The sequence below is a fragment of the Agathobaculum sp. genome, assembly GCF_050946325.1.
Classification (GTDB): Bacteria; Bacillota; Clostridia; order Oscillospirales; family Butyricicoccaceae; genus Agathobaculum.
Map to the genome: position 1 here is coordinate 1 of NZ_JBMNUP010000001.1, position 26,778 is coordinate 26,778.

A 26,778-nucleotide genomic window follows, 5' to 3' on the forward strand; every position below is an offset into this window, starting at 1 on the left:
CGCTGCGCCCGCGCCGTCGCCAAACAGAACGCAGGTTGCACGGTCGGTATAGTCAATCACGCTGTGCAGCCGTTCTGCCGAAACAATCAGCACGGTCTTCTTCTTGCCTGTGCGGATATAGCCGTCCGCCATCTCTACCGCATATACAAAGCCGCTACACGCCGCATTAAAATCAAGCGCCGATGCGTTTTTCGCCCCCAGTTCTGCCTGAAGCCTGCAGGAAACCGTCGGTGTAAACGTGTCCGGCGTGACCGTCGTCACAATAATCAGGTCCAGCTCCTCTGCCGAAACGCCGGCGTCCGCCAGCGCAGCCTTTGCCGCAGCAAGCGCAATTTCCCATGTGGCCTTACCTGCTGCAATGCGCCGCTCGTGTATTCCGGTGCGCTGCACAATCCACTCATCGTTCGTATCGACAAGCTGCTCCAGCGCAGCATTGGTCAGCCTGTGCTCCGGCACATAACTGCCCACTCCTATCAGTTTGCTCACCATAAACCTATTCGCTCCTAAAGTAAATCGCCCTTCCGGAATCGTGGAAAAGCGACAATAGTTTGATTGACAAAGTAATCCGTGAATATTATAATAAAAGCAAGCACAAATGTCAACCTTTTCCGATGGCTGACAGAAATATTTGGAGGAAGATACATGGAATATGGTTTTGCATTTTTCCCCGGCCAGGGCGCGCAGGCGCCGGGCATGGGCAAAGATCTGTATGAAAACAGCACGGCTGCCAAGCTGGTGTTTGAGGAAGCCAGCGACGGCGCCGGTCTTGACGTAGCGAAACTCTGTTTTGACAGTGACAAGGAAACGCTCTCCCGCACAGAAAACAGCCAGATCGCAATTTTTACCCACTCGATGGCGGCGCTCGCTGCGCTCAAAGAGAACGGCGTATCCTTCCATGCGGCGGCCGGTTTCTCGCTTGGCGAATATACGGCGCTGGCCGCAGCGGGCGTTGTCTCGCTGGCGGACGGCGTGAAAATCGTCTCCATGCGCGGCAAGCTGATGCAGCAGGCGGCCGACTCCATTCAGGGCGGTATGGCTGCCATCCTGGGTCTGGAGGACGCCAAAATCGAAGAAGCCTGCGCCGCAGTGAAAAGCGGCGTGGTGCGCCCTGTCAACTACAATTGCCCCGGGCAGCTTGTCATTGCCGGCGAAAAGGCCGCGCTGGCTGAGGCCATTGAAAACTGCAAGGCTGCCGGCGCGCGCCGCGCGCTTCCGCTGGCGGTATCCGGCGCGTTCCACACCCCGCTGATGGCCGGGGCCGCAGCCGAGCTGCGCGCTTTTGTAGCGGACTTTACGTTCTCGGCCCCGCAGATGGATATTTACTCCAACCTGGACGGCCAAATCCTCAAAATTGACGATCTGCCCGCGCATCTGGAGCAGCACATGGTCTCGCCCGTGCGCTGGACCCATCTGGTGCAGAACGGCATGGCCGCCGGACTGACGAGCGCATGCGAGGTCGGTCCGGGCAAAACGCTGACCGGCTTTGCCGGCAAAATCAGCAAAGCGCTGTCCTGCAAGCCGGTTGCGGACATGGCGGGCGTACAGGCCGCAGCAGCCGAATAAATTCCGTGCAAAAAAGAACCGCTTCCGGGCGGTTCTTTTTTTGCGTTTTCCGGCCGAAATGCCGCAGAAAAGCGCCTGTGCAAATCAAAAAGCAAGCAAAAGGGACGCATTCGCCTTTCGCGCATGCGTCCCTTTGCTGTCTGCGGTTGCTCAGAACGTCGGTACTACCGCGCCCTGATAGGTATCTTCAATAAACTGCTTGACCGTGTCGCTCTTGAGCGCGTCCACAAGCGCCTTGATTTTGTCGCTGTTTTCGTCTCCTTCGCGGCAGGCGATGACATTGACATACACCGAACCGTACTCCTCGGACTCTGCGGCAACTGCATTGTCATTGACGTTCAGGTCGAACTGCAGCGCATAGTTGCCGTTGATAACCGCCATATCCACGTCCTGCAGGGAGCGCGGAATCTGCTCGGCCGCCAGTTCGTTGATGGTCAGGTTCTTGGGATTCTCCACAATATCCAGCACCGTTGCAGACTTGGTTGCATCAATGCCATCCTTGAGCTTAATCAGGCCCTGGTCCTGCAGCAGCAGCAGCGCACGGGTCTCGTTCGTATCGTCATTCGGCACAGCGATGACGCCGCCTTCCGGAATATCCGCGATCGCGGCAGTCTTGCCTGGATACAGACCGTAGGGCTCGTAGTGAATCTCCGCAGCAGAGGTCAGCTTGTAGCCTTCTTCCTCACACTTTTTCTCCAGATAGGGCAGATGCTGGAAATAGTTCGCATCCAGCTGGCCGTCGTTCAGCGCAACGTTGGGCTGAATATAGTCGGTGAACTCCACAACTTCCAGCGTATAGCCCGCCTCAGCCAGCACATCCTTGGCCGCATTCAAAATTTCCGCATGCGGTGTGGGTGAAGCGCCAACCTTGATGGGCTTGTCTGCCGCGTCGCCGCCGCTCTGCGCGCCATCGTTGCCGCCGCAGGCAGTAAGGGCGGTCAGGCACAGCGCGCCGGCCAGAATGGCTGCAATTTTCTTTTTCATGGTGATCTCTCCTTTTTCTTCTATATCATTATTTTAATGATAACAATAGTTGTTTACCGGTTGCGCTTATCCAGCTTTTTCGCCAGCCACAGGCCGACGGTCTGGAAAATCTGAACAATAATGACCAGCAGCGCCACCGTCACGATCATCGGCGGGGTCTGATTGCGGTTATAACCGTAGTTCTGGGCAATCGTGCCCAGGCCGCCGCCGCCGATAAAGCCCGCCATCGCGGAATATCCCAAAATGGTTACAATCGAAATGGCCGCGCCCACCATCAGAGAAGGCTTGGCTTCCGGCACCAGCACGCGGGTAACAATCTGCCACGGGCTTGCGCCCATGGACTGCGCCGCCTCAATCACACCGAACGGCACCTCCTTAATAGAGGATTCCACCATGCGGGCAATATACGGCGCCGCCGCAATTGTCAGCGGCACAATCGTTGCCACCGTACCAATGGTTGTGCCTACAATTGCACGGGTGACCGGCATCACCAGTACCGCAAGAATCAGGAAAGGCACCGAACGCAGGATGTTGACGATCACGCCAACCACCGCATTGAGCGCCGGCATCGGCCGCACGCCGCCCTTATCGGTCGCCACCAGCAGCAGGCCGAGCGGCAGCCCGATGAGATACGACACAATGGTGGAAAACACAACCATATACAGCGTCTCAATCACGCCCTGGCCAATCAGGGCCCAAAGTTCAGGTGAAATCATCTGCGCTGCCCTCCTCTACATGCACATTCTGCGTCTCCAGATAAGCCAGCGCACGGCTGGCTGCGCGCTCCTCCTCGGGCAATTGCAAAATCATCTGTCCATACGCCTTGCCGTCTATATTCTTGGTGTTGGCAAACATAATATTGACCGCCGCCTTGCACTCCAGCACCATATTGGACACCACGGGTTCAAACGATGAGTTGCCGTCAAACACAATGCGGCAGTATCGCTTGCCGGTGGCCAGTTTCTGCCGTCCTCCGTCCGGATAAATCAGCTGCTTTGCCATTGCGGACTGCGGTTTGGTGAACACCTGGTCAACCGTGCCAACCTCCGCGATACGGCTGGAGTCAATAATCGCAACCCGCTGGCAGATCTCCTCAATGACGGCCATCTCATGTGTGATGACAACAATGGTGATGCCAAGCGTCTGATTAATTTCCTTGAGCAGCGCCAAAATGGAGCGCGTCGTCGTCGGGTCAAGGGCGCTGGTCGCCTCGTCGCACAGCAGGATTTTCGGCTCCGTTGCCAGCGCGCGGGCAATGGCAACACGCTGCTGCTGACCGCCCGAAAGCTGCGAGGGATAGTTGTCCGCCCTGTCGCTCAGGCCGACAATTTCCAGCAGTTCGCGTGCCCGCTTTTGCGCCGCCGCTTTTTTTACGCCGGCAATCTCCAGCGGAAAACAGATATTTTCCATCGCTGTACGCTGCTGCAGCAGGTTGAACTGCTGGAAAATCATACCCATGCTGCGGCGTGCCGCCAGCAGTTCCGGTTTGGAGAGCCGCCCCAGCTCCTGTCCGTCCACCGTCACCGCACCTTCTGTCGGCGTCTCCAGAAAGTTGATGCAGCGCACCAGCGTCGATTTGCCGGCGCCCGACAGGCCAATGATGCCGAAAATTTCCCCGCGCATGATATCAAGATCGATGCCGTCCAGCGCGACGACCGTGCCTACGCGGCCGTGGAAGGTCTTATTCAAACCGCGGATGCGAACGATAACGTCCCGTTCCAAAAGTGATTCCCCCTTGCTTCAAAATAAAAGCGGAAAGCAGTTTCTGCTTTCCGCCCGTTTTCAATGATACAGCGCCCAGCCGCACAACAAGCGGCCCGCACCGTCCGCATCAGAGGTTCAAAAACGCCCTGACGCCGCAGTAAAACGAGCAAAACCGCACATATCGCACATGTACATTCGCTGCATGGTCATGACGGTTTTCCTCCTTTTCCTACGAATTCTATAGAATATTGCTATGTTGGTTATAGTGTAGTCTATGCCGGTCGATTTGTCAAGAAAATTTTTCCCATCTGTCCGGCCGCCCTACTGGGTGTTCACTTATCCTTCAGCAGCGTGTTGAGTTCTTCCATAAAGGTATTAATATCCTTAAACTGCCGATACACGGAGGCAAAGCGTACATACGCCACCTCATCCACATGCCGCAGCTGCTCCATCACCAGCTCGCCGATTGCTTTGCTGGAAACCTCGCTCTCCAGCGTGCCGAACACTTTCTGCTCCACATTATCCACAATCTGCTCCAGCTGCATCAGGGAAACCGGCCGCTTTTCACAGGCTTTCACCAGTCCGTTCAACAGCTTCTGGCGGTCATAAGCCTGGCGGGTACCATCCCGCTTGACCAGCATCAGCGGCATCCGCTCCACGGTTTCATATGTGGTAAACCGCTTCAGACACTTGAGACATTCACGCCTGCGGCGAATGCTCGTCCCCTCGTCGGTCGGACGGGAATCAACAACTTTGCTGTCATCAAAGCCACAAAACGGACATTTCATCGGGCCTCACCCTCGCAATCCTGTAAAATATCAACCTGGTTTACGGTTATTATACCATTAGTTGTTTCCAAAAGTCAACCATGCCACAATAAATTGCGCTTCATCGCGGCACAAAGCGGGACAGCGCGCACACCGACCTGCGCAGCTCCTCAGCTTCGCCAAAATTGGAGCGATACACCTCAACAAGCGCGTGCCCGTCATAGCCAAGACGGTGCATGCGGGAGAAAAACGCGGTATAGTCCATCATGCCGCTGCACGGCAGCATGCAGCTCTGCTCCTTTGAAAAATCGTTGATATGCACATTGATCAGCCGGTCGCCCATGGCGTCCATCAGCACACGCCAGTCCTGCCCCGCGCGGTGCGCCTGCTTGATATCAAGCGTATATCGCAGTTCAGGCACATCCCGATACAGCGCGCGGATATAGTCAGGATGCCTGGAACGGCACCATGCAACATTTTCCTGCGCCACCTTCACCCCGTATTCGTCCGCCAGCGCACACAGCCGGCGGTAAGCGGCGCATTTGCGCGCCCAGCGCTCGGGCGTATCCGGCGGCCCCATATCGCGTTCTCCGTGGAAAGTCAGACAGCGCGCGCCAAGCGCCGCCGCACACGCAAAATAACGTCTGTACTGCGTCAGTCCATCCTCCAGCCGGCGCCTGTAGTCAGAGAAAAACAGCAGTCCCTCCATCAGGGAGGTATAGGGATGAATCGACACAATATCCAGTCCCAGCTGCGCGGCCTGCGCCCCCAGCCGCTCATAGAAGCGCGGCTCAAATTCGCTTTCCGTGTTGAAAAATATCTCGGCCGCGCGCACGCCCATGCCGGAAAGCACAGGCAGAATCTCTTCCAGCGGCTGCGGATAGAAACAGGCTGTTGAAACACCAAGACGCATCGCGTCTCCTCCTTTCCGAAAGAAACAAATGGGGACGCCTTGCGGCACCCCCATTTGAACTCTTTTTATCAGATGCGCTTCTTGCGGAAGTGCTTGCGAAAGAACGCCCAGAAGCTGGACGACAGCATGATCGACGACCATGCGCCCGCAATGATGCCAATAATCAGCGGCAGCGTGAACTGCTTGAGCGACGGAACGCCCAGCAGGAAAATCATGCCGACGGTGAACAGCGTGGTCAGCGTGGTGTTGATGGTACGGCCCATCGTCTGCCATACGCTGCGCTCGGCCACATCCTCAAACGGCTCCTTGCGCGCGGTGCGCAGGTTTTCGCGGATACGGTCGAATACGATGATGGACGCATTGATGGAATAACCCAGAATCGTCAGCGCCGCTGCAATAAAGCCGGTATCCAGCGGAATCTGGAACCAGACGTATACGCTCAGCATAATCAGCAGGTCGTGAACCAGGCAGCATACCGCCGCAAGGCCGCTGGTCAGCTCAAAGCGGATGGTGATATAAATCAGCATCAGCACAATGGCCACAATTGCCGAAATAAACGCCGCCTGCTGCAAGTCGCTGCCAACCGAGGCCGAAACATCCTCATTGCCGTACAGGTCGTTCTCATCCAGGCCGTATTTTTCCTCCATCGCCGCAATCACCTTTTCACGGGTTTCGGAGTCAATCGAAGTCGAACGGATGAGCACCTGCTCGTTCTTATCACCGGACGAAGTGACAGAGGCGTCCACACCGGCCGTCTCCTTCACCAGCTCGGCAACTTCGCTCTGGATTTCCTGCGTTACCGTCTGGTTCATGTTGAACTCCATCTCGGTGCCGCCGGCAAAATCAATGCTCAGGTTAAACAGGTTGTGGCCGGTAGGCAGCATCAGCAGCGCCACCAGACCGGTTGCCACCAGCAGGATGGAAATAATGCCGTAAATCTTGAAATTCTTCAGAATTGGGAAGTGCTTGCGCTCCTGCTTCTGCTCGCGCAGGCCGTAAGCCTTGGGGCTGCGGATGCGGAAATCAACCATGCGGTTGAGCAGGAAGTGGGTCACGGTCAGCGCGGTGAACATGGAAATGATAACGCCGATGCCCAGCGTAGTTGCAAAGCCAACAATTGTGCCCGTGCCCTTCCAGAACAACACGGCAGCCGCAATCAGCGTAGTGATATTGGAGTCCAGAATCGCCGCAAACGCGCGCTTGAAGCCCGATTCGATGGCGCTCTTGACCGTCTTGCCCGCACGGAGTTCTTCCTTGATGCGTTCAAAGATAATCACGTTGGCGTCCACGGCCATGCCGATGGACAGCAGGATGCCTGCAATGCCGGGCAGCGACAGGTTCACATGAATCAGGCTGAAGATGATGGCCTCCAGCACAATATAGAAGCCCAGCGCGAGGCAGGCCACCAGGCCGGGCACGCGATAGATAATCAGCATAAACAGGCAGACCAGCAGAATGCCGATGGCGCCTGCGGTCAGCGAGGTCTGCATTGCGTTCGCACCCAGCTGCGGGCCGACCGAGCGCAGCTCAATCTGCTTCAGGCTGAAGGGAATCTGGCCGCCGTTAATCAGGTTTGCCAGCTCCGTCGCGCTTTCCTGCGTGAAGTTGCCGGTGATAACGCAGCTGTCATTGTCAATCGCCTCGCTGACGGAGGGATAGGAAATCAGCTGATCGTCCATCACAATAAACAGCACGTTCTTGCCGTCGCCGCCGTTTGCGGTCGAACGCGCGGCAACCGCCTTGGTTGCCTCCGCAAACTTTTTGCGGCCTTCGCTCGTAAACTCAATCTGAACATAGTGAATGTCCGCCAGCTCCGTGCCGGTCGGACGGCCGTAAGCATAAACGGCCTTCTTCACGTCCGTACCGCTCAGCCATTCTTTATTGTCCGCATCGCGGAAGGTGAGCTGCGCCGTTGAACCCAGCGTCTGCACCGCTTCTTCCGGATTGGTAATCTGCGGAATCTCCACCGTTACGCGGTTCTCTCCGCTGAGCGTAACCGTAGCCTCGGTAAAGCCCTTATAGGTCAGACGCTGGCGGATGATCTTCTGCACGGACTCCATATCGTCCGCCAGATTGGCATGGTCATAGCCCTCCGGCAGTTCTGCCTCATATACAATACGCGAGCCGCCGACCAGATCAAGGCCCAGGCGGATACCGTTTTTGGTGTCCATAATGCTCGGGATAATGGCCTTGACCGGCTCGGCTTCGTCAGCCGTATCCGACTCGTCCGTTTCTTCCCCTGTTTCATCCGACGCGCTGTCCCCCGCGGCGTCAGCGTCTTTTTCGCCCTCCGCCGTGTCTGCGCTGTCGTCAGCCGCAGTCGTTTCCTCCGTATTCCGGAATGGCATGCTCCACCCGCCCGGAATATACAATCCCGTTACCGCAGTCACGCCCAACAGAACAATAACCAGCATGACCGCAATAAAGGAAGTTACACTTTTCTTCAATGCTTACAGCCTCCTTTTGATTTCTAACACAACTAACTTAGTATACTGCCAAACCCTCAGAAAGTCAATAACCGTCGGAAGTTCTCTGTTTTGGGCAAAGGCAGTATTTTATCGCAGTTAAAGGCTGATTTCTGCCTTAATCTCTTCTCCGCCAAGGTAGGGGGCAATCGCCGGACGGACGCATTCGCTGAGGAACTCGTCCACCTGCGCAGGGCAGCGGCCAATATAGTTCTGCGGGTCCAGTTCGGCCTCAATTTCCTCCCGCGTCATGCCGAACATCGGGTCGGCGGCAATGCGCGCAATCAGGTCATTATCCAGCCCTTCCTCTTTGATGCGTTTGCCCGCCGCCATGGAATGCTCACGGATGCGCTCATGCAGCTCCTGCCGGTTGCCGCCGCGCTTGACCGCGCTCATCATGATATTCTCCGTCGCCATAAAGGGCAGCTCGTTCATCACACGCTGCCGGATGACCTTGGGATAAACAACCAGTCCGGAAACCACGTTGAGCATGATGTTCAGGATAGCGTCCACCGCAAGGAACGCTTCGGGCACCGAAATGCGCTTATTGGCGGAATCGTCCAGCGTGCGCTCAAACCACTGCGTAGCCGAAGTAAAGGCAGGGTTGAGGCTGTCGCAGATGACATAGCGCGCAAGTGCGCAAATACGCTCGGAGCGCATCGGGTTGCGCTTATAGGGCATTGCGGACGAACCAATCTGGTGCGCCTCGAACGGTTCCTCAATCTCCTTCAGGTGCTGCAGCAGCCGCAGATCGGTTGCAAATTTGGAAGCTGACTGCGCAATGCCGGACAGGGTTGCCAGCGTCTGCGCGTCAATCTTGCGCGAGTAGGTCTGGCCGGACACCGGCACAACGCCGGCAAAGCCGAAGTCCTCTGCAATGCGGCGCTCCATCTCTTTGATCTTGCCCTCATCGCCGTCAAACAGCTCCATAAAGGAAGCCTGCGTACCCGTGGTTCCCTTGGAACCCAGCATGCGCAAGTTTTCAATGCGGAACTCCACTTCGCTCAGGTCCATCAGCAGCTCGTTCATCCACAGCGTCGCGCGCTTGCCGACCGTCGTCAGCTGCGCGGGCTGAAAATGGGTAAAACCGAGCGTCGGCTGCGCCTTGTGTTCCTCTGCAAACTGCGCCAGCTGATCGAGTACTGCCGCCAGCTTTTTGCGCACCAGCCTGAGGCCCTCGCGGATCTGGATGATATCGGTGTTATCACCCACATACGCGCTCGTCGCTCCCAGATGAATAATACCGGCCGCCTTCGGCGCCGCCTTGCCGAAGGTATACACATGCGCCATTACATCATGGCGCACCTCTTTCTCTCGGGCACGGGCCACTTCGTAATCAATATCCGTGATATGCGCCTGCATTTCGTCCACCTGCTCCTGCGTAATCGGCAGGCCAAGCGCCATTTCCGCCCTGGCCAGCGATACCCACAGGCGGCGCCAGGTCGAAAACTTCATATCCGGCGAGAAGTTATACAGCATCTCCTTCGAGGCGTAACGCGAAGCAAGCGGGCTTTCGTACACATTGTTCATGTCCGTTATCCTTTCCGTTCTATCGTCCTTTGCGGCTGAAAACACACCGTTCCAGCCCTGAACAGTCTTATTTTAGTTTAACACCCTGTCCCCCGTATTTCAAGGAAAACCCATGGGTTTCGCACACATCTTGTAGCAATAAACAAAGATTTTCTTCCTATCCGCCACGGTTTTGACAGACAGGCCGCCGCTTGACGGCCGTGTACACCGCATGGTATCATCAATCCATCAAAACACTGGAGGTGCGCCATGCGACAAGCCCGCCAAGAAGACCTGCCCGCGCTGTCTGCGCTGATGTTCGAACAATTTTACGAGAAAGAGGAATTGCAGCAGCAGTTTGCCGGCATCGCACCCGAAACTGCCCGTGCGGTGGGCCCGCTCGTTGTCCGCCTGGGGCAGGGCTGGTTCTTCCAGCAGGGCGATATTTTTCTCTGCGACGCGCCGGACGGCACGCTGTCCGGCGCATTGATCGGCGCCGACCCGCATCGTCTGGCGCAGCTTGGCCCGCTCGGCCAACTCGCCTACGGACTGCGCAACCGCAGGCTTCTGCGGCCCATCCCCCGCAAACTTATGGCACAGATTGCGAAAAACAGCCGTCCCGTCATGGCGGTACACAGCGCGAACTGGTACCGCCGCTATGACCCCCGCCCGTACTATATTGCGCAGTTCGCTGTGGCACAGCCGTTTCGCGGTACCGGCATTGCGCGCACACTGCTGGAAGGCGCCTGCCGCCATGCCGCCGCACAGGAGTTTGCCTCCGTGGCACTCGAAACGCTCTCACGCGAAAATGTACCGATGTATCTTCATTTTGGGTTTGCGCTCAAACAGGTGTACAGTCAAAACGGTTTTACCGAATACCGTCTCATCAAACGCCTGCCGCAGCCGTAAGAAAAAAAGGAAGGACTTTCGTCCTTCCTTTTTCTTTATGCATTTTTGATAAATTCTTCCAGCCGGTCAAGTCCCTTATCAATCTCGGTCAGAGACGTAGCATAGCTCCAGCGGATGAAGCCGGGCGCTGCAAACGCCGTACATGGCACAGTTGCCACCAGCCCCTTTTCCAGGAAGAGCTGCGCAAAATCCTCCGCACTTTCAATCTTCTTGCCATACATCGTCGTGCCAAGAAAGCTCTTCATGTTCATCATCACATAGAACGCGCCCTCCGGCTTGATGCACGAAACGCCCGCAATCCGGTTCATCCGCTCCACCAGATGGTCGCGGCGCTCCTCAAACGCGCGCTTCATCACCTGCATATCTTCCTGCGGCCCGCGCAGTGCGGTAATGGCCGCCTGCTGCGAAATCGTCGAGGGCGCGCCGGTCGAATGACTCAGGTAACTTGCCATCACCTTGGCCAGCGCCGCATTGGAAGCCGTGTATCCAATGCGCCAGCCCGTCATCGCATAGGACTTGGATACGCCGTTTACGATGATCGTCCGTTCCTTGACATCCTCTCCCAGCGAAGCAAAGGAAACAAATTCCTTATCGTCATACACCAGATTACAGTAAATTTCATCTGCAATCACATAAATATTATGCCGGCAGCACACTTCCGCAATCGCAGCCAATTCTTCGCGGGTATAGACCATGCCCGTCGGGTTGCAGGGGGAATTGAGCATGAACACCTTGGTTTTATCCGTAATCGCAGCGTCCAGCTGGGCGGCGGTGACCTTAAAATCATGTTCCTCTTCTGCGGCAATGATGACCGGAACCGCCCCTGCCTGCTTGACCATCTCCGAATAGCTGACCCAGTACGGTGCGGCAATCACAACTTCGTCACCCGGGTCGCACAGCGTCATCAGCGTAATGTACACGGCATGCTTTGCGCCCGAAGCCACCACGATCTGATTGGGCGCATAGTCCAAATCAAAATCGGCCTTCAGGCGGTAACTGGCCGCCTCGCGCAACGTCATCAGACCGGCTGCCGGCGTATAGCGCGTCTGATTGCACTCAATCGCCTCAATACCGGCCTGCTTGATGTGCTCCGGCGTCGGAAAGTCCGGTTCGCCGGCGCCAAAGCCAACAACATCCAGTCCGTCCGCTTTCATCTGCTTAAACAGCGAGTCGATCGCCAGCGTCGTTGACGCCTGCACCCCTGCTGCAATTTTTGAAATTGGTTTCAATGCCACCATCCAGCACTCCCTTGCTTCACTCTTGCTTCACTCTGTGTCCCTATTATATGCTTCCTTTCTTCGTTTTGCAAGTCCGCCTCTGCAAAATTGCAAATCCGTTGATAGAAAAACGCTTCCAAACCTGTGCCTTCCGTGTTGATTTTTCACAAAGGCGCCGTCAGATCGCGTGAAAACACAACCACTGCGCTTCCCTGTTCAATTGAAACCGTAAACACAGGGGCCGTCGCTTCATTGGAGATTGTCACCATGCCGGCGCGCGTAACGGTTGCATTTTGCAGCGGATACTTCGCGTTCGTAATGGTCACGCCTTTCAAAACCGCATCCAGCGGCACAATGGAAAAATACTGATACACTTCGGGCATTTTGAATTTCTGCAGGCCGCCCTCATGCAAAACCAGTTTGTTTTGCCTGTCCAGAACAGTCAAACGGCCGCCCAGCGCGCGCGCTTCTTCCAGCAGGGAGAGGTTGGCCAGCATATGATCGACCCGCCCGCCTGTCGCGCAGACAAGCGTCGCTTCCCGGCAGCCGCGGCGGAACACTTCGCGCAGGCACCCCTGCGTATCCGTATCGTCTTTTTCCGGCTTCAGGCGAACAATTTCCGCCCCTTCCACCTCCGGCATGGAGTCACAGTCCGAAATCATGAAGTCCGGATGCAGCCCCAGCGCACGCGCGTGGCGCAGGCCGCCGTCCGCGCAGGCAATCAGCACGTCCGGATGCGCAGATAAAAAAGTGCGGATATATTCGTATTCCGTCTCCGGCGCTGCCGCAAAAATCAGCGCGTGCCGCCCTTCGAAATCTCCCATTGTTTCAAATCCTTTACGCTTTCATACAGCCTGCAATAGCTTTCATGCCGGCTCTTGACAATTTTTCCCGCCTGAACCGCTTCAATCACCGCGCATCCCTTTTCTTTCACATGCGCACAGCCCGTAAATTTACATCTGCCCAGATAGGGTGCAAACTCAGGGAATGCAAATTGCAGGTCCTCCGCCAGCACCAAATCCATCTGCTCGGTTTCAAACGAAGAAAATCCCGGTGTATCCGCAATATACCCGCCGCCCGCAATCGGATGCAGCTCAACATGGCGCGTTGTATGTTTGCCGCGCCCAAGCCGGTCGGAAATTGCGCCGACCTGCGCGCCGAACGAGGCGTCCAGACGATTGAGTACGCTTGATTTGCCTACGCCGGAATTGCCGGCAAAGGCAGATACCAGACCGCGGATGCGCGCTTTCAGCGCATCAATCCCCTCGCCGGTCAGCGCGCTCACGCGCATCACCTCAATGCCGCTTGCACGGTAAATTTCATACAGTGCGTCGCCCGGGTCGGCGTCGGTCTTGTTGACGACCACCAGCACGTCCATCTCCTTGTGGGCGGCAATGGCCGTCACCTTGTCAATCAGGAACGGGTCGGTCACCGGCGGCGCAGCCGAAGCCACTGCAACCAGCAGATCCAGGTTGGCCACCGCAGGACGCACCAGGCTGTTCTTGCGCGGCTGAATATCCAACAGATAGCCCGTGCCGTCCTCCGGCTGGATTTCCAGCGTCACACGGTCGCCCACAATGGGTTTGCCCACGGTTTTACGGAATCTGCCCCGCGCTTTGCATTCAATCAGCCCGTCCGCAGTATCCACATAGTAAAACCCGCCGATGCCCTTTAGAATGATTCCTTCGGTCAAAAAATACGCTCCTTTGTTGTCAGCTGAACAGATAGGTCGAGGTGTTGGAATTGCCGTCTATGCTGACCGTTACCTCATGCTGGCCGGCCGTTCCCTGCACCGTTACCGAAACGCTGCCCATGTCGGTCGGATGCGTCTGGTCATATTTGACCTCACCGTCCACCGATATAACAACATGCGCCATATCGGTCGTGTCCGGCAGCATCACATTCACAATTGCAGAACCCATCTCCGGCGCCGGCGGCGGGGTCGGCTCGTCCGGCTCATCGGGTTCCGGCTCCTGCGGCTCTTCCTGCTTTTTACCCTTGGAGATCTGCACATTGATTGCAGTCCCCTCCGCAACCTTGGTGTCCTTATCGGTAGACTGCCAGATCACCGTGCCCTTTTCCGCCTGGCTCTCCACCTCGTCCACCGAACCAAGCTTCAGCTTCTGTGCTTCCAGCGCTTCTTTGGCTGCGCTGCGGGTCATGCCATACAGGTCAGGCACGGTGCATTCCTGGCCTTCCTTGCCCTTGCTGACGTAAATGGTCAGCGACGCGCCCTTCTCCAGTTCGGTTCCCGCAGGCGGGTCGGTGCGCGTGACAAGGTCTTTTTCCACCTCGTCTGAAAATTCCTGCTCAACGGTATAGGCAATCTCGTGTTCTTCCAGAATGGTTGTCACATAATCCAGCTTTTTCTCCTTGAAATCCACAATCATATAGCTGTCGCTCACATGATCGCCGCCGGCGGATACCGTCAGCGTAATGACGGTTCCCTTGACCACTTTATCGCCCGGCACAGGGTCCTGCTCCAAAATTTCTCCTGCTGGGCGGTCGGATTCCACACGCTGCTCCGCCTCCTGCACAGTGAACTGCTCGGTCAGTTCGGTATCGGCCAGTACCTCGTCGATATACTTGCCGACAAGCGGCGGCACCGTAATTTTTTCCTTGCCAGTGCTGCCCGTAAAAATCAGAATGCCGGCCACCATCAGCGCAATCACTGCAAACACGCCAACCGCGATTCCTGCCGCAAGGCCGGGCCGCTCTGCCAGCCGCTCAAAAAAGCCTTCCGGTTCCCGTTCTTCCACCGGCGGCTCCCGCCGCGGCGCGCTGTTTCCGCGCGCTGCCGCTGTGCGGCGCGCCGCCTGCTGCACTTCCGGACCAAGCACCTGCGTTTTATCCGCCGCATCATCCGCATCAGTATAATGAAAATGAACCTGCGGCTCATTTTTTATTCTTTCCAAATCTGCGTACAGCTCGTCCGCCGCGGCATACCGCTTGGACACGTTGGCGCACATCGCATGCATGACGACCGCATCCAGCCCCTTTGGAATGCCGGGCGCCAGTTCGCTCGGCGCAAGCGGTACCGCATTCAGGTGCTGCATGACGACCTGCAGCGCAGTCTCACCCTCAAACGGCAGCTTGCCTGTCAGCATTTCGTACATCACCACACCGAGCGAATAAATATCGGTGCGGTAATCAATTTTGGAGCCCTTGGCCTGCTCGGGTGAGATATAGTGAACCGAGCCAATCGCCTCCTGCACAACGCGCGTCTCCTGCGTTGTGGCAAAGGAAGCAATGCCGAAATCGGTCAGCTTGGCCGTGCCGTCGCGCAGGATAATGACATTCTGCGGCTTGATATCCTGATGGATAATGCCGCGGGAATGCGCATGAGAGAGCGCGCGGCAAAGCTGCTGCGCAAAGAAAAGCGATTCCTGCCAGGTAAGTCTGCCTTTTTTCTTCAGATATTCCTTAAGCGTCACGCCTTCTATAAGCTCCATGACGATGTAATCCACGCCGTTTTCACTGCCTACATCGAACACAGAGACAATATTATGATGGGACAGCTTGGCAACCGCCTGCGATTCAATCGAAAAGCGCTTGCGGATTTCCGCATCTTTGGCAAATTCGTCCTTGAGTATTTTAACGGCCACATAGCGGCCCAGCACCGTATCGCGCGCGCGGTAAACTACCGCCATGCCGCCCACGCCGACCACGTCGATAATCTCATACCGGCCGCCCAGCCATTTGCCTATATACTTATCCATCTCACGCCTCCTCTCCCGCGCCGCGGGTGAACAGCGCAACGGTAATATTATCGCGTCCGCCGCCGGCGAGCGCAAGGGTCAGCAGTGCATCGCCCGCCAGGGCCAGCGTTTTGCTCTGGCGAATCGTCTCTGCAATCTGTTCGTCTTCTGCCATGCCGGTCAATCCGTCCGTACACAGCAGCAGAATCTCGCTCGGTTCCAGCCGCGTTTCAAACAGATCGCCCTCCACCATGGTCTCCACGCCTACCGCGCGGGTAATCAGGTTTTTCTGCGGATGGGTGCGCGCGGCCTCTTCCGTGATGCGGCCCTGGCGGCGCATTTCCTCCACATAGGAATGGTCCTCGGTAATCTGGTGCAGCCGTGTGCCGTCAAACAGATAGGCGCGGCTGTCGCCCACGTTCAGAATGGTCGCGCTGCCGCCCTGTACCAGCGCGGCAACCAGCGTTGTGCCCATGCCGCGGAATTCCGGCTGACGGCCTGCCAGACGGAACACCGTTTCATTCGCCTGTCTGAGCGCGCCGGTCAGCAGTTCCCGCCGCCGGTTCTCATCCGGCGCGCTGTCCAGCGCAGGAATCACCGCCTCGGCAAACGCCTGCGCGGCAAAACGGCTCGCCACATTGCCGGCGTTTGCGCCGCCCATCCCATCGCACACGACCAAAAGTGCGGTTTCATTCTGCTCCCGCACTTCAATTCTGTAAATGTCCTGGTTGGTTGGGCGCACACGTCCTTTATCCGTCAGACCGAACCATTCCATAGAAACACCTCCTGTATGGTTATAGGGGGTAAATCAGCTACCTCCTGCACCTGTTATCACTGCATTGGCTGCTTTGCGGCTACTTCTGCATTTCTCTGCGGCGCAGCTGGCCGCAGGCAGCGTCAATATCCGGACCGAGTTTACGGCGCACCGTCGCCGTAACGCCGCGTTTTTCCAGCGCCGCCTGAAACCGCCGCACCGTCTCTCTGGTCGAAGGGCGAAGCGGGCTCTCCGCCACCTCATTGAGCGGAATCAGGTTGACGTGCGCCGGCCGGCCGCGCAGCAGCCCCGCCAGTTTTTCCGCCTGCCAGGGGCGGTCCGTCTTGTCCCGCGCCATCATGTATTCATAGGAAATGCGGCGGCCCGTGGTATCAAAATAATAATTGCAGGCGCGCACCAGCCGTTCAATGGGATAGGCCCTGTTGACAGGCATGATGCTCGACCTGGTTTCATCATCCGGCGCGTGCAGCGAAACAGACAGCGTAATTTGCAGTTTTTCCTCTGCTAACTCCTCTATTTTATCAGCAATTCCGCTTGTTGACAAGGAAATATGCCGCTGGCCGATGTTGATGCCCTCCGCACAGCTGACCAGGTGCAGGAATTTCAGCACATTGTCATAATTATCGAGCGGTTCGCCCGTGCCCATCAGCACGATATTGGATATTTTTTCACCGCTGTCCTGCTGCATGAACAGCACCTCGTCCAGTATTTCTCCCGGCGACAGGCAGCGTTTGAGTCCATTCAGACCGCTTGCGCAGAACTTACAGCCCATGCGGCATCCCACCTGCGTTGAAACGCAGGCCGTGTTGCCGTGTTCATAGTGCATCAAAACGGACTCAACGCAGTCCCCGTCCCGCATGCGCCAGAGATATTTTACCGTGCCGTCCACCTGGGACACCTGTTTGCGCGCAACCTCCGGCACGGTTAAAACAAACCGTTCTGCCAGCTTGGCGCGCAGCTCCTTGGACAGATTGCTCATCTCGTCAAACGAACGCACGCCTGCGTGCAGCCACTTGAAAATCTGCCCCGCACGAAAGGGCTTTTCACCCAACTCCTTCAGCGCGGCTTTGAGTTCTTCCATTGTCAGCGATTTGATTTCCGTCATGCTTTTTTCCTCAGTTTTGCGATAAAAAATCCGTCCGTCCCATGTACCGGCGGCAACAGGGCCGCCATGCCGTCCTCCCGTGCGCCGCAGACCGCATGCGTCCACGGCGCCGGCGCAAAATCAGGCTGTTCCGCAAGAAAAGCGCGGACAACGTCTTCATTTTCCCGCTGCAAAATCGTGCAGGTCGAATAAACCAGCGTGCCGCCCGGCCGCACATACTGCGCGCAGTTGCGCAGGATTTTCCCTTGCAGCACCGGCAGATTTTCCAGCTCCGCAGGGTCTTTATAGCGAATTTCCGGCTTTTTGCGGATGATGCCCAGTCCGGAACAGGGCACGTCGCACAGCACCACGTCCGCGCCCGCAAACCACTCTGCACGCGGCGCGGCAGCGTCCTGCAAAACGGTCTGCACATTGGGCAGCCCCAAACGCGCCGCACCCGTGCGGATGCGCTCCAGCTTGTGCGCATAAATATCACAGGAAACAACCGTGCCGCGGCCCTGCATCCGCTCTGCCATGGCAAAGCTCTTGCCGCCCGGCGCGGCGCAGCAGTCCAGCACCCTGTCGTCCGGACGGGGCGCGGCCACTGCGGCAGCCAGCGCGCTCGCCGCGTCCTGCACGGTGATGCGCCCCTCTGCAAAAGCAGGCAGCGCCGCTACGTCTCCGCCGCTGCACAGCAAAATATCTGCAAACGCATCGTGCCGCGCAACGGTCAGACCTGCGTTTTCCAGCTCTGCCGCCGCCTGTTCGGGCGTGGTGCGCAGCGTATTGACGCGCACCGAAACCGGCGTATCCGCATTGTCCGCCTGGCAGATGCGCTCCGTCAGCTTCTGCCCAAACTGCTTTGACCACAGCCGGACCAGCCACTCCGGATGACTGTATTTCAGCGCATAATAGCTTTCTTTATCCGGACAGTTCAGCACCGGCAGACGGTTCTCCTGCGCCGCCTCCGCCGCACGGCGCAGCACCGCATTGGCAAAGGAAACCGTCCGCTCATTGGCATGACAGTACCGCCGCACCAAAGCCACCGTCTCATCCACCGCCGCATGCGCCGGAATCTTGTCCAGCAAGATCAGCTGATACAGTCCCATCTGCAAGCACCGGCGCACACGCGGCGCGATTTTTCCCAGTCTCACGCTGGAAAACTGCCGCAAATACCAGTCCAGCAGCAGCTGGTTCTGCACCGTGCCATACGCCAGACGCGAAGCAAGCGCCGCGTCGCGTCCGGTCAGCTCTGCGCGGCTCAGGTAATGATGCAGCGCCCCGTCCGACCACGCGGCCTCTTCATCCATGGAAAACAGGGTAAATGCCGCCGCCTCACGCGGTGTACGCGGACGTTTAGCGATCATCTCGACCCCGTCCTCCAAACAGCAGCACCAGCCGCAGCAGGTGCGCCAGCGAAACCGCCAGCGCGGCCACATAGGTCATCGCCGCGGCCGACAGCGTCTTCTGCGCCATCGGATATTCGTCGTCGGTCAGCAATCCGCTCTGCTCAATGGCCGCCAGCGCGCGGCGCGAAGCGTTCAGCTCCACCGGAAGCGTAACCAGCTGAAAAATTGTCGAAAGTGCAAACGCCCAGATGCCGATATCAACCAGCGCGCCAAAGCTGAATACCAGACCCAGCAAAATCAGCGGCAGCGCAGCCTGCGAACCGATCTGTGTGATCGGAATAATCGCTGCGCGCAGTTTGATGGGCGCATAGCCCATCGCATACTGCACCGCATGTCCGGCCTCATGCGCGGCCACGCCTACCGACGCGACCGAATCCGAGCTGTATACCGTATTGGACAGCCGGATGGTGTTGGTCCGCGGGTCGTAATGGTCGGTCAGCTTGCCGGCTACCCACTCAATGCGCACACCGGTTACGCCATTCTGCCGCAGCACGGCCTCTGCCGCCTGCGCGCCCGTAATGCCGCGCATATTGCGCACCTGTGAATACCGGTTAAACGTGGAATTGACGCGCGCCTGCGCCCACATTGCCAGCAAAAGGCAGGGCAGCACCAGCACTACATAATACATATCAAACCCGTAATAAAAAGGCATACTTTTCTCCTTTACACGCCTAAAACGGTTCCTTTTTCAATTGCGTGGCCGCGCAGATAATCGGTTGCGCGCATCCGCTTGCCGCCGACCATCTGTATTTCGTCCAGCCGCAGCGCGCCTGTACCGCAGGCAACAAGCAGGCCCTTCTTCGGGTCGCTCTCCAGCACCTCACCCGACGCGCCGCTGCCGGCGGCCGGCTCTGCGGCATAAATTTTCATCCGCTCGCCCGCAAGCGCCGTCAGCGCAATCGGCCACGGATTCAGTCCGCGAATCAGACAGTCAATTTCGTGCGCAGAGCGGGTCCAGTCAATCACCGCCATCTGCTTATCCAGCATATGCGCATAACAGCTTTGGCTGTCATCCTGCGGCTGCGGCGTAATGCTGTCCAGCTTTTCAAGGGTCTGCACCAGCAGCGCCGCGCCCGCCTCTGCAAGCCGGTCAAACAGCTCGCCTGCGGTCTCTTTTTCGCCGATTTCGGTCTCATATCGGGTGAGCATGTCGCCCGTGTCCAGCCCCTCCGCCATCTGCATGATGGTGACGCCGGCCGTTTGGTCGCCCGCGATGACCGCCCACTGGATAGGCGCCGCCCCGCGCCAGCGCGGCAGCAGCGAGCCGTGTACATTGATGCATCCGCGCGGCGGAATCTCCAGCACCGCCCGGGGCAGCAGCTTGCCATAGGCCGCCACAACGATGACCTCGGGCGCAAGGGCGCGCAGGCGCTCCTGCTCTTCTTCGCTTCTGAGCGTTGCCGGCTGGTAAACCGGAATATCATATTGCAGCGCCAGCTCTTTCACCGGCGGCGCCGTCAGTATCTGTTTCCGGCCCTGCGGCTTATCCGGCTGGGTATAAACTGCGCACACCTCATGCCCTGCGTCCAGCAGTTTTTGCAGGCTTGGCACGGCAAAATCCGGCGTGCCCATAAATACCATTTTCATTCGCCGTCACCCGCGCCGTCCTGCACATCGTCCACATCCACATATTCTTCCACCTTTTCGGTGAACAGATGGCCGTCCAGATGCTCGGTCTCATGGCAGAAGCACTGGGCTACCATGCCCTCGCCCTCCCGCTCAAACCAGTTGCCGTTCCGGTCCTGTGCGCGGATTTTTGCCCAGGTGGGACGGGTGACATAGCCGTACACGCCCGGCACGGACAGGCAGCCTTCCACCCGCCGCTCCGCGCCGCGCTGCTCGATCACCTCAGGGTTAACCAGCTCCACCATTTCCTCCGGCTCCTTGTTGACGTCCAGCAGCACAACCACGCGGCGCAGCACGCCCACCTGCGGTGCGGCCAGACCGACGCCGCCCGAATGTTCAAGCGTCTCCCGCATATCGTCCAGCAGCATGTGCAGACGGGCGTCAAACTTTTCCACCTTGCGGCTGCGCTTCAGCAGCTGCTCTTCACCCTGTGTTAAAATATTACGAAGTGCCATCATTCATTCTCCTTTGTCATTCAACATTTCCATTTGTACCAGCAAACATGCTTCTTTTTCTCTGCCATTTATCTGTGCAATGGGGATAAATGGCTGCGGCGCTTGCTCCCCGCCAAGCCGCTTTTCAAACCATCCCACATCATGCCAGGAGCCGTTTTTCCAGCCGGAGCGGTGATATGCGCCCAGATACGAAAAGCCCATCTTTTCATGCAGCCGCACGCTTTTTTCATTGGGCAGCGTAATGCAGGCATACAGATTGCGCACATGCTGCCGGGCGAGCAGCACTTCCAGCGCACGGTACAGCGCCGTGCCCACGCCGCGCCCCTGCGCCCAGGACGCAAGATAGATGGACAGTTCTGCGTTCCAGCCGTAGGCCGCCCGTTCCATATGCCGGTGCGCATAGGCATAGCCGAGCACGCTGCCGGCCCGCTCGCATACCAGATACGGATACTCCGCCCCAATGCGGGCAATCCGCGCGGCAAACTCCGCTTCGGACGGGATTTCATATTCAAATGTAACGGCCGTCTGCGCCACATACGGCGCATACACCGCTAAAAGAGCCGCCGCGTCGTCCGCACAGGCCGGCCGCAGCACATAGGCATTCTTTTTCTGCTGTTCCATTTTTCAGTATATCACATATCGGGATTGCTGTCTGCATACAGCAGCACCCCTCGGTTTTTCGTATCCGCCCAAAACTCCCGCGTTACGCCCGCAATCAGCGAACGCCAGCGCGCGCTGTTCTGCGCGCGGATGGTCAGGTGATACCGGTATCGCCCCATCACCTTAACGACCTGCGCCGCCGCCGGCCCCAGAACCGGCGCCTTCACATCGGCATACTGGCCCTCCATCAGGCTTTGCAGCCGCGTTTTGAGCGAAAGCAGGCTTTGCAGCACCTGCTGTTCCACCTCGCCCGAGGCGGTCAGCACGGTCAGATCACAAACCGGCGGACATTGCAGCGCCTGCCGCGTTTCCAGCTCCCGCTCGAAAAAGGCTTCATAATCCTGCCGCGCCGCGGCAAGAATCACCGGATGCGTCGGGCTGTAGGTCTGAATCACGGCGCGGCCCGTATCAAACCGCCGTCCCGCGCGGCCGACCACCTGCGTAATCAGCGAAAATGTGCGCTCCCGCGCGCGGTAATCCTGCGCATACAGACTCTGGTCCGCATCCAGCACGCCGACGAGCGTGACATTTTCAAAATCCAGCCCCTTGGTCACCATCTGCGTACCGAGCAGGATGTCCGCCTCGCCCTTTGCAAAAGCGGCAAACAGCTTTTCATGCGCATTTTTGGTATTCATCGTGTCTGCGTCCATACGCAGCACGCGCGCAGCAGGAAACTTTTCATGCAGCTCCTGCTCCACCTTCTGTGTGCCGGGCGTTTCGGTAAACAGGTTTTCACCTCCGCACACCGGACACTGCCCCGTAATTTTAACCGACGCGCCGCAATAGTGGCACATCGCGCGGCCCGAAGCCGAATGGTAGGTCATATTGGTGGAACAGGACGGGCATTCCGGCACCCAGCCGCAAAGCGCGCAGCCGATGACCCTGCTGTTGCCCCGCCGGTTGAGAAACAGGATGGCCTGTTTTCCTTTTTCCAGCGTGTCCCGCAGCTCCTGCTCCAATTGCGGGCCAATGACGCCCGTCCGCCCTTCGCGCGCCTGACCGCGCATATCTGCAATCACAACTTCCGGCATCGCTGTGCCCAGAAATCGTTCGGTCAGCGAAAAAACCGGATATTTTCCCTGCTGCGCACCGTAATAGCTTTCCACCGAAGGGGTTGCCGAACCCATCACCAGCAGCGCTTTGTGCTGCGCGGCCAGATATTTCGCCACATCCCGCGCATGATAGCGCGGCGACTGTTCGGAACGGTATGCGCCGTCCTGCTCCTCGTCAATGATGATGAGGCCGATCTGCTCTGCCGGCGCGAACACCGCCGAACGTGTGCCAAGCACAACGCGCGCACGGCCGGATTTGACTTTTTTGAAGCTGTCATACCGCTCGCCGACAGACAGGCCGGAATGCATCACCGCCACCGCATCCCCAAACTGCGCGGCGAACTGGCGCAGCACCTGCGGCGTCAGCCCAATCTCCGGCACCAGCACAATGGCGCTTTTATTCTGTGCAAGCGCTTTTTCAATCAGTTTCAGATAGATCTGCGTTTTTCCGCTGCCCGTCACGCCGAACAAAAGCGCTGCCTGCGCCTTTCCCGTATCCATCAGCGGCGCGATTCCGTCATACACCCGCTGCTGCGCTGCGGACAGCAGCGGCGGCGGCGCTTTTGGAATCTCCGCAAAATCAGGCGTGCGCAGACATTCTTCATACCGCACGCGTAGCAGTCCCTTTTTCACCATCGCGCGCAGGACGGCGTCGCTCGCGCCCGTCATATAGCAAAGCTCTTTCTGGCTCATCCAGCCCCCGTCCGCCAGTACGCCGATCACGTCCAGCCGTACCGGACTGCGGCCGCCGGCCTGGGCATACGCCTGTGAGGCGTCCATATCCAGCGCGAGCATTTTTTCTGTTTTATCGTTTGATTTCTGCACCGTATTGCTGCGGTACAGCAGCACCCCTTCCCCCGCAAGCGCGTCCAATGTGCGGGTTACGCTTCTGCCGCCCAGCCGCTGCCGGATATCGGCGGCGGTCAGCGTCTGCCCTGGCTGGTCAAACAGCCGCAGCACCGCGCCCGCGTCTCCTTCCCGCATCCGCAGCGTTTCCAAATCGGCCTGCGCGCAAAGCGTATAGGTCTCGTTCCGCTTAAACCACAGTCCGGCAGGCAGCATAACACGCACGCAGTCAAAAAATGTGCAGTACAGCCGCTCCCGCATCCATGCGGCAAGCCTGAGCTGCTCCGCAGTCAGCACAGGCATATCATCCAGCACTTCCACCACGGGTTTGAGCCTGCGCCCCCCGTCGTCCTGCCGGAAGGCGAGCACCACGCCTTCCGCCCTTTTATTACCAATGCCGAACGGCACAAGAACACGGGTGCCAATCTGCACCTGTTCCCGCAGTCCGTCCGGCACACGGTAGGAATATAGTTTATCTATCGCAAAAGTCGCGGCGTCCACGGCGACGGCGCAAATGGTTTCAGCCAATGGACGCGCACCTCCTTTTGCTATGTCCAGCTCTGTCTTTCTCTGTTTATACAAAATGCGGCCTCTTGCAGCATGATATACGCCGCAATTCCTGCGGCGTTCTATCAGTTTCTGCTTCACACGCCCCCAGCAAGTCCCAGCAGACGGTCCAAAATAATATCTGACAGGGCGTCCTTGCCCATCAGCGGCAGCGTTTCCTGTTTTCCGTCTGCAAACAGCAGCGTGGCAAGGTTGGTGTCTCCCTGGAAGCCGGCGCCCTTGTCCCGCAGGGAGTTCGCTACCAGCATATCGCAGTTCTTGCGGCGCAGCTTGTCCGCCGCATTGTCCAGCAGATTCTGGGTTTCCATTGCAAAGCCGCACAGCAGCTGCCCTGGGCGTTTTTTCTGCCCCAGCTCCGCCAGAATATCCGGATTGCGGGCAAGGGTAACCGTCAGTTCGCCATCGCCCTTTTTGAGTTTTTCCGAGGCGGTTTCCGCAGGGCGGTAATCGCCCACCGCCGCCGCCTTGATGATCATATCCTGCGTTTCCGCGCGGGCAAGAACCGCCTCGTGCATATCGCGGGCGCAAACCACATCCACCCGGCAGACGCCGTTCGGCGTGTCCAGCGCGGTCGGTCCGGAGACCAGCGTTACCTCGGCCCCGCGCATTGCGGCGCGGGCAGCAACCGCATACCCCTGTTTGCCAGAGGAGTGATTGGATAAAAACCGCACAGGGTCCATCGCTTCCTGCGTCGGGCCCGCTGTAACGAGCACACGCTTTCCCGCCATGTCCTGCGGCGTCAGCGCCTTTTCAATGCCCCAAATCAAATCGGGCGTATCGGCCAGTTTGCCGCGGCCCGTGTCTCCGCAGGCCAGGCGGCCTGCCGCGGGGTCTACGATGTGAAATCCGCGCTGCCGCAGCGTCTCCAGGTTCTGCTGCGTCACCGGATTGTCATACATGCCCGTATTCATCGCAGGCGCGATGACAACCGGCGCTTTGGTGGCGAGCAGCGTGGTCGTCACCATATCGTCCGCAATGCCGTGCGCCGCCTTGGCAATCACATTGGCTGTTGCAGGCGCAATCACGAACACATCCGCCGCCTTAGCCAGCGAAACGTGCTCAACCTCCCATGCAAAATTACGGTCAAACGTATCCACTACCACGCGGTTCGACGACAGCGTTTCAAACGTCATCGGCGAAATGAACTGCGTGGCCGATTCGGTCATCAGCACACGCACCGCCGCGCCCTGATGGCGCAGCTTGCTGGTCAAGTCCGCCGCCTTATAGGCCGCAATGCCTCCCGTTACGCACAGAACAACCGTCTTTCCTGCCAAAACCATGGCTCAGCGGTCCTCCTCCGGCACGTCGCCGTCGTCCAGCTCATGGTCTGCAAACTCGTCCAGAGAACGCTTTTCCTCCAGTTCGTCGTCCTCGTTCTTCTCATCGTCCTCGCCGTCTTCGCGCTCTTCGTCATCCTCGTCATCCAGGTCAAGCGCGTCCACGTCAATCATGGCCGCTGCAATTGCGTTCTTCTGGGTGATGACAACCGGCTCCGTCCGCGGGCCGGGGCGGTATACAATGGAGCCGTTTGCAATTTCATCCAGCGCAAGCTTTACCGCCTTATCGTCCAGCTGCTCCTCGTTTTCCTCTGCCTCGTCGGCAATATCGCGGGCGCGCTGCGCGGCCAGGTTGACCAGCAGATAGCGGTTGCCCACACGTTTCATCAGTTCCTGCATCGAAGGTTTCAGCATAATGTGTTTTCTCCTTTATTTCCCTGTTCTTGTATCGCTCAATTTATGTTTGTTTGCTGCGGCTTATGTACGCCGCAGCGCCAGTATACCGCGTATTTCGTCCACCGCACGGTCTACCTCATCGTTAACGACGACATAGTCGAACCGGTCGGCATACTGCATTTCACGCCGCGCCGTTTCCAGGCGCTTCTGCACTTTTTCCTCGCTCTCCGTGCCGCGTCCGCGCAGGCGCTGCGCCAATTCTTCAAACGAGGGCGGCGCAATGAACACCAGAACCGCATCCGGACGTTTTTCATGCACCTGCATGGCGCCCTGCACTTCAATTTCAAGCACAACGTCGCAGCCGGCATCCAGCTTTTCGTTCACCGGCGCCTCCAGCGTTCCATAGTAATTATCCACATATTTTGCGTGCTCTAAAAATGCGTCCTGCGCAATTTTTTGCTCAAAATCCGCCTTGGACAGAAAATAATACTGTACGCCGTCCGTCTCACCCGGGCGCGGGGCGCGGGTAGTTGCCGAGATGGAGTAAAACACTTTATCGTCCCCTTCCATCACGCGGGAAAGCAGCGTGCCTTTTCCAGTGCCCGACGGGCCGGTGAAAACATACAGTGTTCCTTTATGCATCTTCGCTCACACCTCCGTCTTCTTCTCCGGCAAAGCGCGCCGCCACCGTCTCCGGCTGCAGCGCACTGAGTACCACATGATCGCTGTCCATAATCAGCACGGCGCGGGTGCGGCGGCCATAGGTGCCGTCCACTACCATACCGCGGTCGCGCGCCTCCTGTATGGTGCGCTTGACCGGCGCAGACTCCGGGCTGACGATTGCGATCAGCCGCGACGAGGCAACCATATTTCCAAAACCGATATTGATGAGCTTCATCCGC

25 protein-coding genes and 1 pseudogene are annotated in these 26,778 nt (G+C 58.0%); 2 read left to right on the top strand and 24 right to left on the bottom strand.

Annotated features, from left to right (window positions below; all coding sequences use genetic code 11):
* Positions 1-489, bottom strand: a pseudogene (locus ACOYIE_RS00005) (3-oxoacyl-ACP synthase); the annotation flags it as partial.
* 153 nt (positions 490-642) lie between these two features.
* Between ACOYIE_RS00005 and fabD the strand changes: the two are divergent.
* Positions 643-1,563 carry an ACP S-malonyltransferase gene (gene fabD, locus ACOYIE_RS00010; protein ID WP_433409682.1) on the top strand — a complete coding sequence of 307 codons (921 nt, stop codon included), beginning with the start codon at positions 643-645 and terminating at the stop codon, positions 1,561-1,563.
* A 150-nt stretch (positions 1,564-1,713) separates the two neighbouring features.
* Here the strand turns inward: fabD and ACOYIE_RS00015 are convergent, their stop codons facing one another.
* From ACOYIE_RS00015 to purB, 7 genes are all read right to left on the bottom strand, one after another.
* Positions 1,714-2,547 carry a MetQ/NlpA family ABC transporter substrate-binding protein gene (locus ACOYIE_RS00015; protein WP_433409684.1) on the bottom strand — a complete coding sequence of 278 codons (834 nt, stop codon included), beginning with the start codon at positions 2,545-2,547 and terminating at the stop codon, positions 1,714-1,716.
* Between the two features lie 53 nt (positions 2,548-2,600).
* On the bottom strand, positions 2,601-3,263 hold the full coding sequence (locus ACOYIE_RS00020; RefSeq protein ID WP_433409685.1) for a methionine ABC transporter permease: 663 nt from the start codon (positions 3,261-3,263) through the stop codon (positions 2,601-2,603).
* Positions 3,250-4,269 carry a methionine ABC transporter ATP-binding protein gene (locus ACOYIE_RS00025; protein WP_433409687.1) on the bottom strand — a complete coding sequence of 340 codons (1,020 nt, stop codon included), beginning with the start codon at positions 4,267-4,269 and terminating at the stop codon, positions 3,250-3,252. Before ACOYIE_RS00025 ends, ACOYIE_RS00020 begins: the two co-directional genes overlap by 14 nt.
* A 314-nt stretch (positions 4,270-4,583) precedes the next feature.
* Positions 4,584-5,039: a transcriptional regulator NrdR gene (nrdR, locus tag ACOYIE_RS00030; RefSeq protein WP_433409689.1), complete on the bottom strand. Its 456-nt coding sequence runs from the start codon at positions 5,037-5,039 to the stop codon at positions 4,584-4,586.
* 100 nt (positions 5,040-5,139) lie between these two features.
* Positions 5,140-5,931: a sugar phosphate isomerase/epimerase family protein gene (locus tag ACOYIE_RS00035; RefSeq protein ID WP_433409691.1), complete on the bottom strand. Its 792-nt coding sequence runs from the start codon at positions 5,929-5,931 to the stop codon at positions 5,140-5,142.
* A gap of 68 nt (positions 5,932-5,999) precedes the next feature.
* On the bottom strand, positions 6,000-8,378 hold the full coding sequence (secD, locus tag ACOYIE_RS00040) for a protein translocase subunit SecD (RefSeq protein WP_433409693.1): 2,379 nt from the start codon (positions 8,376-8,378) through the stop codon (positions 6,000-6,002).
* 117 nt (positions 8,379-8,495) lie between these two features.
* Positions 8,496-9,926 (bottom strand): adenylosuccinate lyase, encoded by a 1,431-nt coding sequence (gene purB, locus ACOYIE_RS00045; RefSeq protein WP_433409695.1) that lies wholly within the window; start codon positions 9,924-9,926, stop codon positions 8,496-8,498.
* 249 nt (positions 9,927-10,175) lie between these two features.
* Here purB and ACOYIE_RS00050 point away from each other — a divergent pair, with 249 nt between their 5' ends.
* The gene (locus ACOYIE_RS00050) at positions 10,176-10,814 is read left to right on the top strand and encodes a GNAT family N-acetyltransferase (RefSeq protein WP_433409697.1); all 639 of its coding nucleotides are present in this window, start codon (positions 10,176-10,178) and stop codon (positions 10,812-10,814) included.
* Positions 10,815-10,849: 35 nt separating this feature from the next.
* Here the strand turns inward: ACOYIE_RS00050 and ACOYIE_RS00055 are convergent, their stop codons facing one another.
* From ACOYIE_RS00055 to ACOYIE_RS00130, 16 genes are all read right to left on the bottom strand, one after another.
* Complete coding sequence (locus ACOYIE_RS00055; RefSeq protein ID WP_433409699.1) at positions 10,850-12,043, bottom strand: pyridoxal phosphate-dependent aminotransferase; 1,194 nt, start codon at positions 12,041-12,043, stop codon at positions 10,850-10,852.
* Positions 12,044-12,195: 152 nt separating this feature from the next.
* Positions 12,196-12,855, bottom strand: coding sequence for a thiamine diphosphokinase (locus ACOYIE_RS00060; RefSeq protein ID WP_433409700.1), 660 nt, complete (start codon positions 12,853-12,855; stop codon positions 12,196-12,198).
* Positions 12,825-13,724 carry a ribosome small subunit-dependent GTPase A gene (rsgA, locus tag ACOYIE_RS00065; protein ID WP_433409701.1) on the bottom strand — a complete coding sequence of 300 codons (900 nt, stop codon included), beginning with the start codon at positions 13,722-13,724 and terminating at the stop codon, positions 12,825-12,827. The genes ACOYIE_RS00060 and rsgA overlap by 31 nt, the downstream gene beginning before the upstream one ends.
* Before the next feature lie 19 nt (positions 13,725-13,743).
* Complete coding sequence (gene pknB / locus ACOYIE_RS00070) at positions 13,744-15,750, bottom strand: Stk1 family PASTA domain-containing Ser/Thr kinase (protein WP_433409703.1); 2,007 nt, start codon at positions 15,748-15,750, stop codon at positions 13,744-13,746.
* A gap of 1 nt (position 15,751) precedes the next feature.
* The gene (locus ACOYIE_RS00075) at positions 15,752-16,504 is read right to left on the bottom strand and encodes a Stp1/IreP family PP2C-type Ser/Thr phosphatase (RefSeq protein WP_433409704.1); all 753 of its coding nucleotides are present in this window, start codon (positions 16,502-16,504) and stop codon (positions 15,752-15,754) included.
* Positions 16,505-16,583: 79 nt separating this feature from the next.
* Entirely contained in the window at positions 16,584-17,609 is a 1,026-nt protein-coding gene (rlmN, locus tag ACOYIE_RS00080) for a 23S rRNA (adenine(2503)-C(2))-methyltransferase RlmN (RefSeq protein ID WP_433409706.1), read from the bottom strand.
* Entirely contained in the window at positions 17,606-18,955 is a 1,350-nt protein-coding gene (gene rsmB / locus ACOYIE_RS00085; protein WP_433409708.1) for a 16S rRNA (cytosine(967)-C(5))-methyltransferase RsmB, read from the bottom strand. Before rsmB ends, rlmN begins: the two co-directional genes overlap by 4 nt.
* On the bottom strand, positions 18,945-19,649 hold the full coding sequence (locus tag ACOYIE_RS00090; protein WP_433409710.1) for a zinc metallopeptidase: 705 nt from the start codon (positions 19,647-19,649) through the stop codon (positions 18,945-18,947). Before ACOYIE_RS00090 ends, rsmB begins: the two co-directional genes overlap by 11 nt.
* Positions 19,650-19,660: 11 nt before the next feature.
* Entirely contained in the window at positions 19,661-20,584 is a 924-nt protein-coding gene (gene fmt / locus ACOYIE_RS00095; protein WP_433409712.1) for a methionyl-tRNA formyltransferase, read from the bottom strand.
* Positions 20,581-21,078 (bottom strand): peptide deformylase, encoded by a 498-nt coding sequence (def, locus tag ACOYIE_RS00100; protein ID WP_433409713.1) that lies wholly within the window; start codon positions 21,076-21,078, stop codon positions 20,581-20,583. The genes fmt and def overlap by 4 nt, the downstream gene beginning before the upstream one ends.
* 3 nt (positions 21,079-21,081) lie before the next feature.
* On the bottom strand, positions 21,082-21,699 hold the full coding sequence (locus ACOYIE_RS00105; protein WP_433409714.1) for an N-acetyltransferase family protein: 618 nt from the start codon (positions 21,697-21,699) through the stop codon (positions 21,082-21,084).
* Between the two features lie 11 nt (positions 21,700-21,710).
* Positions 21,711-24,164: a replication restart helicase PriA gene (gene priA / locus ACOYIE_RS00110; protein ID WP_433409715.1), complete on the bottom strand. Its 2,454-nt coding sequence runs from the start codon at positions 24,162-24,164 to the stop codon at positions 21,711-21,713.
* Between the two features lie 116 nt (positions 24,165-24,280).
* The gene (coaBC, locus tag ACOYIE_RS00115) at positions 24,281-25,483 is read right to left on the bottom strand and encodes a bifunctional phosphopantothenoylcysteine decarboxylase/phosphopantothenate--cysteine ligase CoaBC (protein ID WP_433409717.1); all 1,203 of its coding nucleotides are present in this window, start codon (positions 25,481-25,483) and stop codon (positions 24,281-24,283) included.
* Between the two features lie 3 nt (positions 25,484-25,486).
* Entirely contained in the window at positions 25,487-25,894 is a 408-nt protein-coding gene (rpoZ, locus tag ACOYIE_RS00120) for a DNA-directed RNA polymerase subunit omega (RefSeq protein ID WP_433409718.1), read from the bottom strand.
* 63 nt (positions 25,895-25,957) lie between these two features.
* On the bottom strand, positions 25,958-26,518 hold the full coding sequence (gene gmk / locus ACOYIE_RS00125; RefSeq protein ID WP_433409719.1) for a guanylate kinase: 561 nt from the start codon (positions 26,516-26,518) through the stop codon (positions 25,958-25,960).
* Entirely contained in the window at positions 26,511-26,774 is a 264-nt protein-coding gene (locus ACOYIE_RS00130) for a DUF370 domain-containing protein (protein WP_433409720.1), read from the bottom strand. The genes gmk and ACOYIE_RS00130 overlap by 8 nt, the downstream gene beginning before the upstream one ends.
* Positions 26,775-26,778 lie beyond the last annotated feature (4 nt).

Excerpts from the sequence above, each read along its gene's own strand:
- ACOYIE_RS00020 (WP_433409685.1), bottom strand. The coding sequence starts at position 3,263 with ATGATTTCACCTGAACTTTGGGCCCTGATTGGCCAGGGCGTGATTGAG.
- purB (WP_433409695.1), bottom strand. The coding sequence starts at position 9,926 with ATGAACAATGTGTACGAAAGCCCGCTTGCTTCGCGTTACGCCTCGAAG.
- pknB (WP_433409703.1), bottom strand. The coding sequence starts at position 15,750 with ATGGATAAGTATATAGGCAAATGGCTGGGCGGCCGGTATGAGATTATC.
- ACOYIE_RS00075 (WP_433409704.1), bottom strand. The coding sequence starts at position 16,504 with ATGGAATGGTTCGGTCTGACGGATAAAGGACGTGTGCGCCCAACCAAC.
- ACOYIE_RS00130 (WP_433409720.1), bottom strand. The coding sequence starts at position 26,774 with ATGAAGCTCATCAATATCGGTTTTGGAAATATGGTTGCCTCGTCGCGG.
- gmk (WP_433409719.1), bottom strand. The coding sequence starts at position 26,518 with ATGCATAAAGGAACACTGTATGTTTTCACCGGCCCGTCGGGCACTGGA.
- ACOYIE_RS00035 (WP_433409691.1), bottom strand. The coding sequence starts at position 5,931 with ATGCGTCTTGGTGTTTCAACAGCCTGTTTCTATCCGCAGCCGCTGGAA.
- ACOYIE_RS00050 (WP_433409697.1), top strand. The coding sequence starts at position 10,176 with ATGCGACAAGCCCGCCAAGAAGACCTGCCCGCGCTGTCTGCGCTGATG.
- fmt (WP_433409712.1), bottom strand. The coding sequence starts at position 20,584 with ATGAAAATGGTATTTATGGGCACGCCGGATTTTGCCGTGCCAAGCCTG.
- fabD (WP_433409682.1), top strand. The coding sequence starts at position 643 with ATGGAATATGGTTTTGCATTTTTCCCCGGCCAGGGCGCGCAGGCGCCG.
- rsmB (WP_433409708.1), bottom strand. The coding sequence starts at position 18,955 with ATGATCGCTAAACGTCCGCGTACACCGCGTGAGGCGGCGGCATTTACC.
- nrdR (WP_433409689.1), bottom strand. The coding sequence starts at position 5,039 with ATGAAATGTCCGTTTTGTGGCTTTGATGACAGCAAAGTTGTTGATTCC.
- ACOYIE_RS00105 (WP_433409714.1), bottom strand. The coding sequence starts at position 21,699 with ATGGAACAGCAGAAAAAGAATGCCTATGTGCTGCGGCCGGCCTGTGCG.
- ACOYIE_RS00090 (WP_433409710.1), bottom strand. The coding sequence starts at position 19,649 with ATGCCTTTTTATTACGGGTTTGATATGTATTATGTAGTGCTGGTGCTG.
- ACOYIE_RS00060 (WP_433409700.1), bottom strand. The coding sequence starts at position 12,855 with ATGGGAGATTTCGAAGGGCGGCACGCGCTGATTTTTGCGGCAGCGCCG.
- coaBC (WP_433409717.1), bottom strand. The coding sequence starts at position 25,483 with ATGGTTTTGGCAGGAAAGACGGTTGTTCTGTGCGTAACGGGAGGCATT.
- rpoZ (WP_433409718.1), bottom strand. The coding sequence starts at position 25,894 with ATGCTGAAACCTTCGATGCAGGAACTGATGAAACGTGTGGGCAACCGC.
- rlmN (WP_433409706.1), bottom strand. The coding sequence starts at position 17,609 with ATGACGGAAATCAAATCGCTGACAATGGAAGAACTCAAAGCCGCGCTG.
- def (WP_433409713.1), bottom strand. The coding sequence starts at position 21,078 with ATGGCACTTCGTAATATTTTAACACAGGGTGAAGAGCAGCTGCTGAAG.
- ACOYIE_RS00015 (WP_433409684.1), bottom strand. The coding sequence starts at position 2,547 with ATGAAAAAGAAAATTGCAGCCATTCTGGCCGGCGCGCTGTGCCTGACC.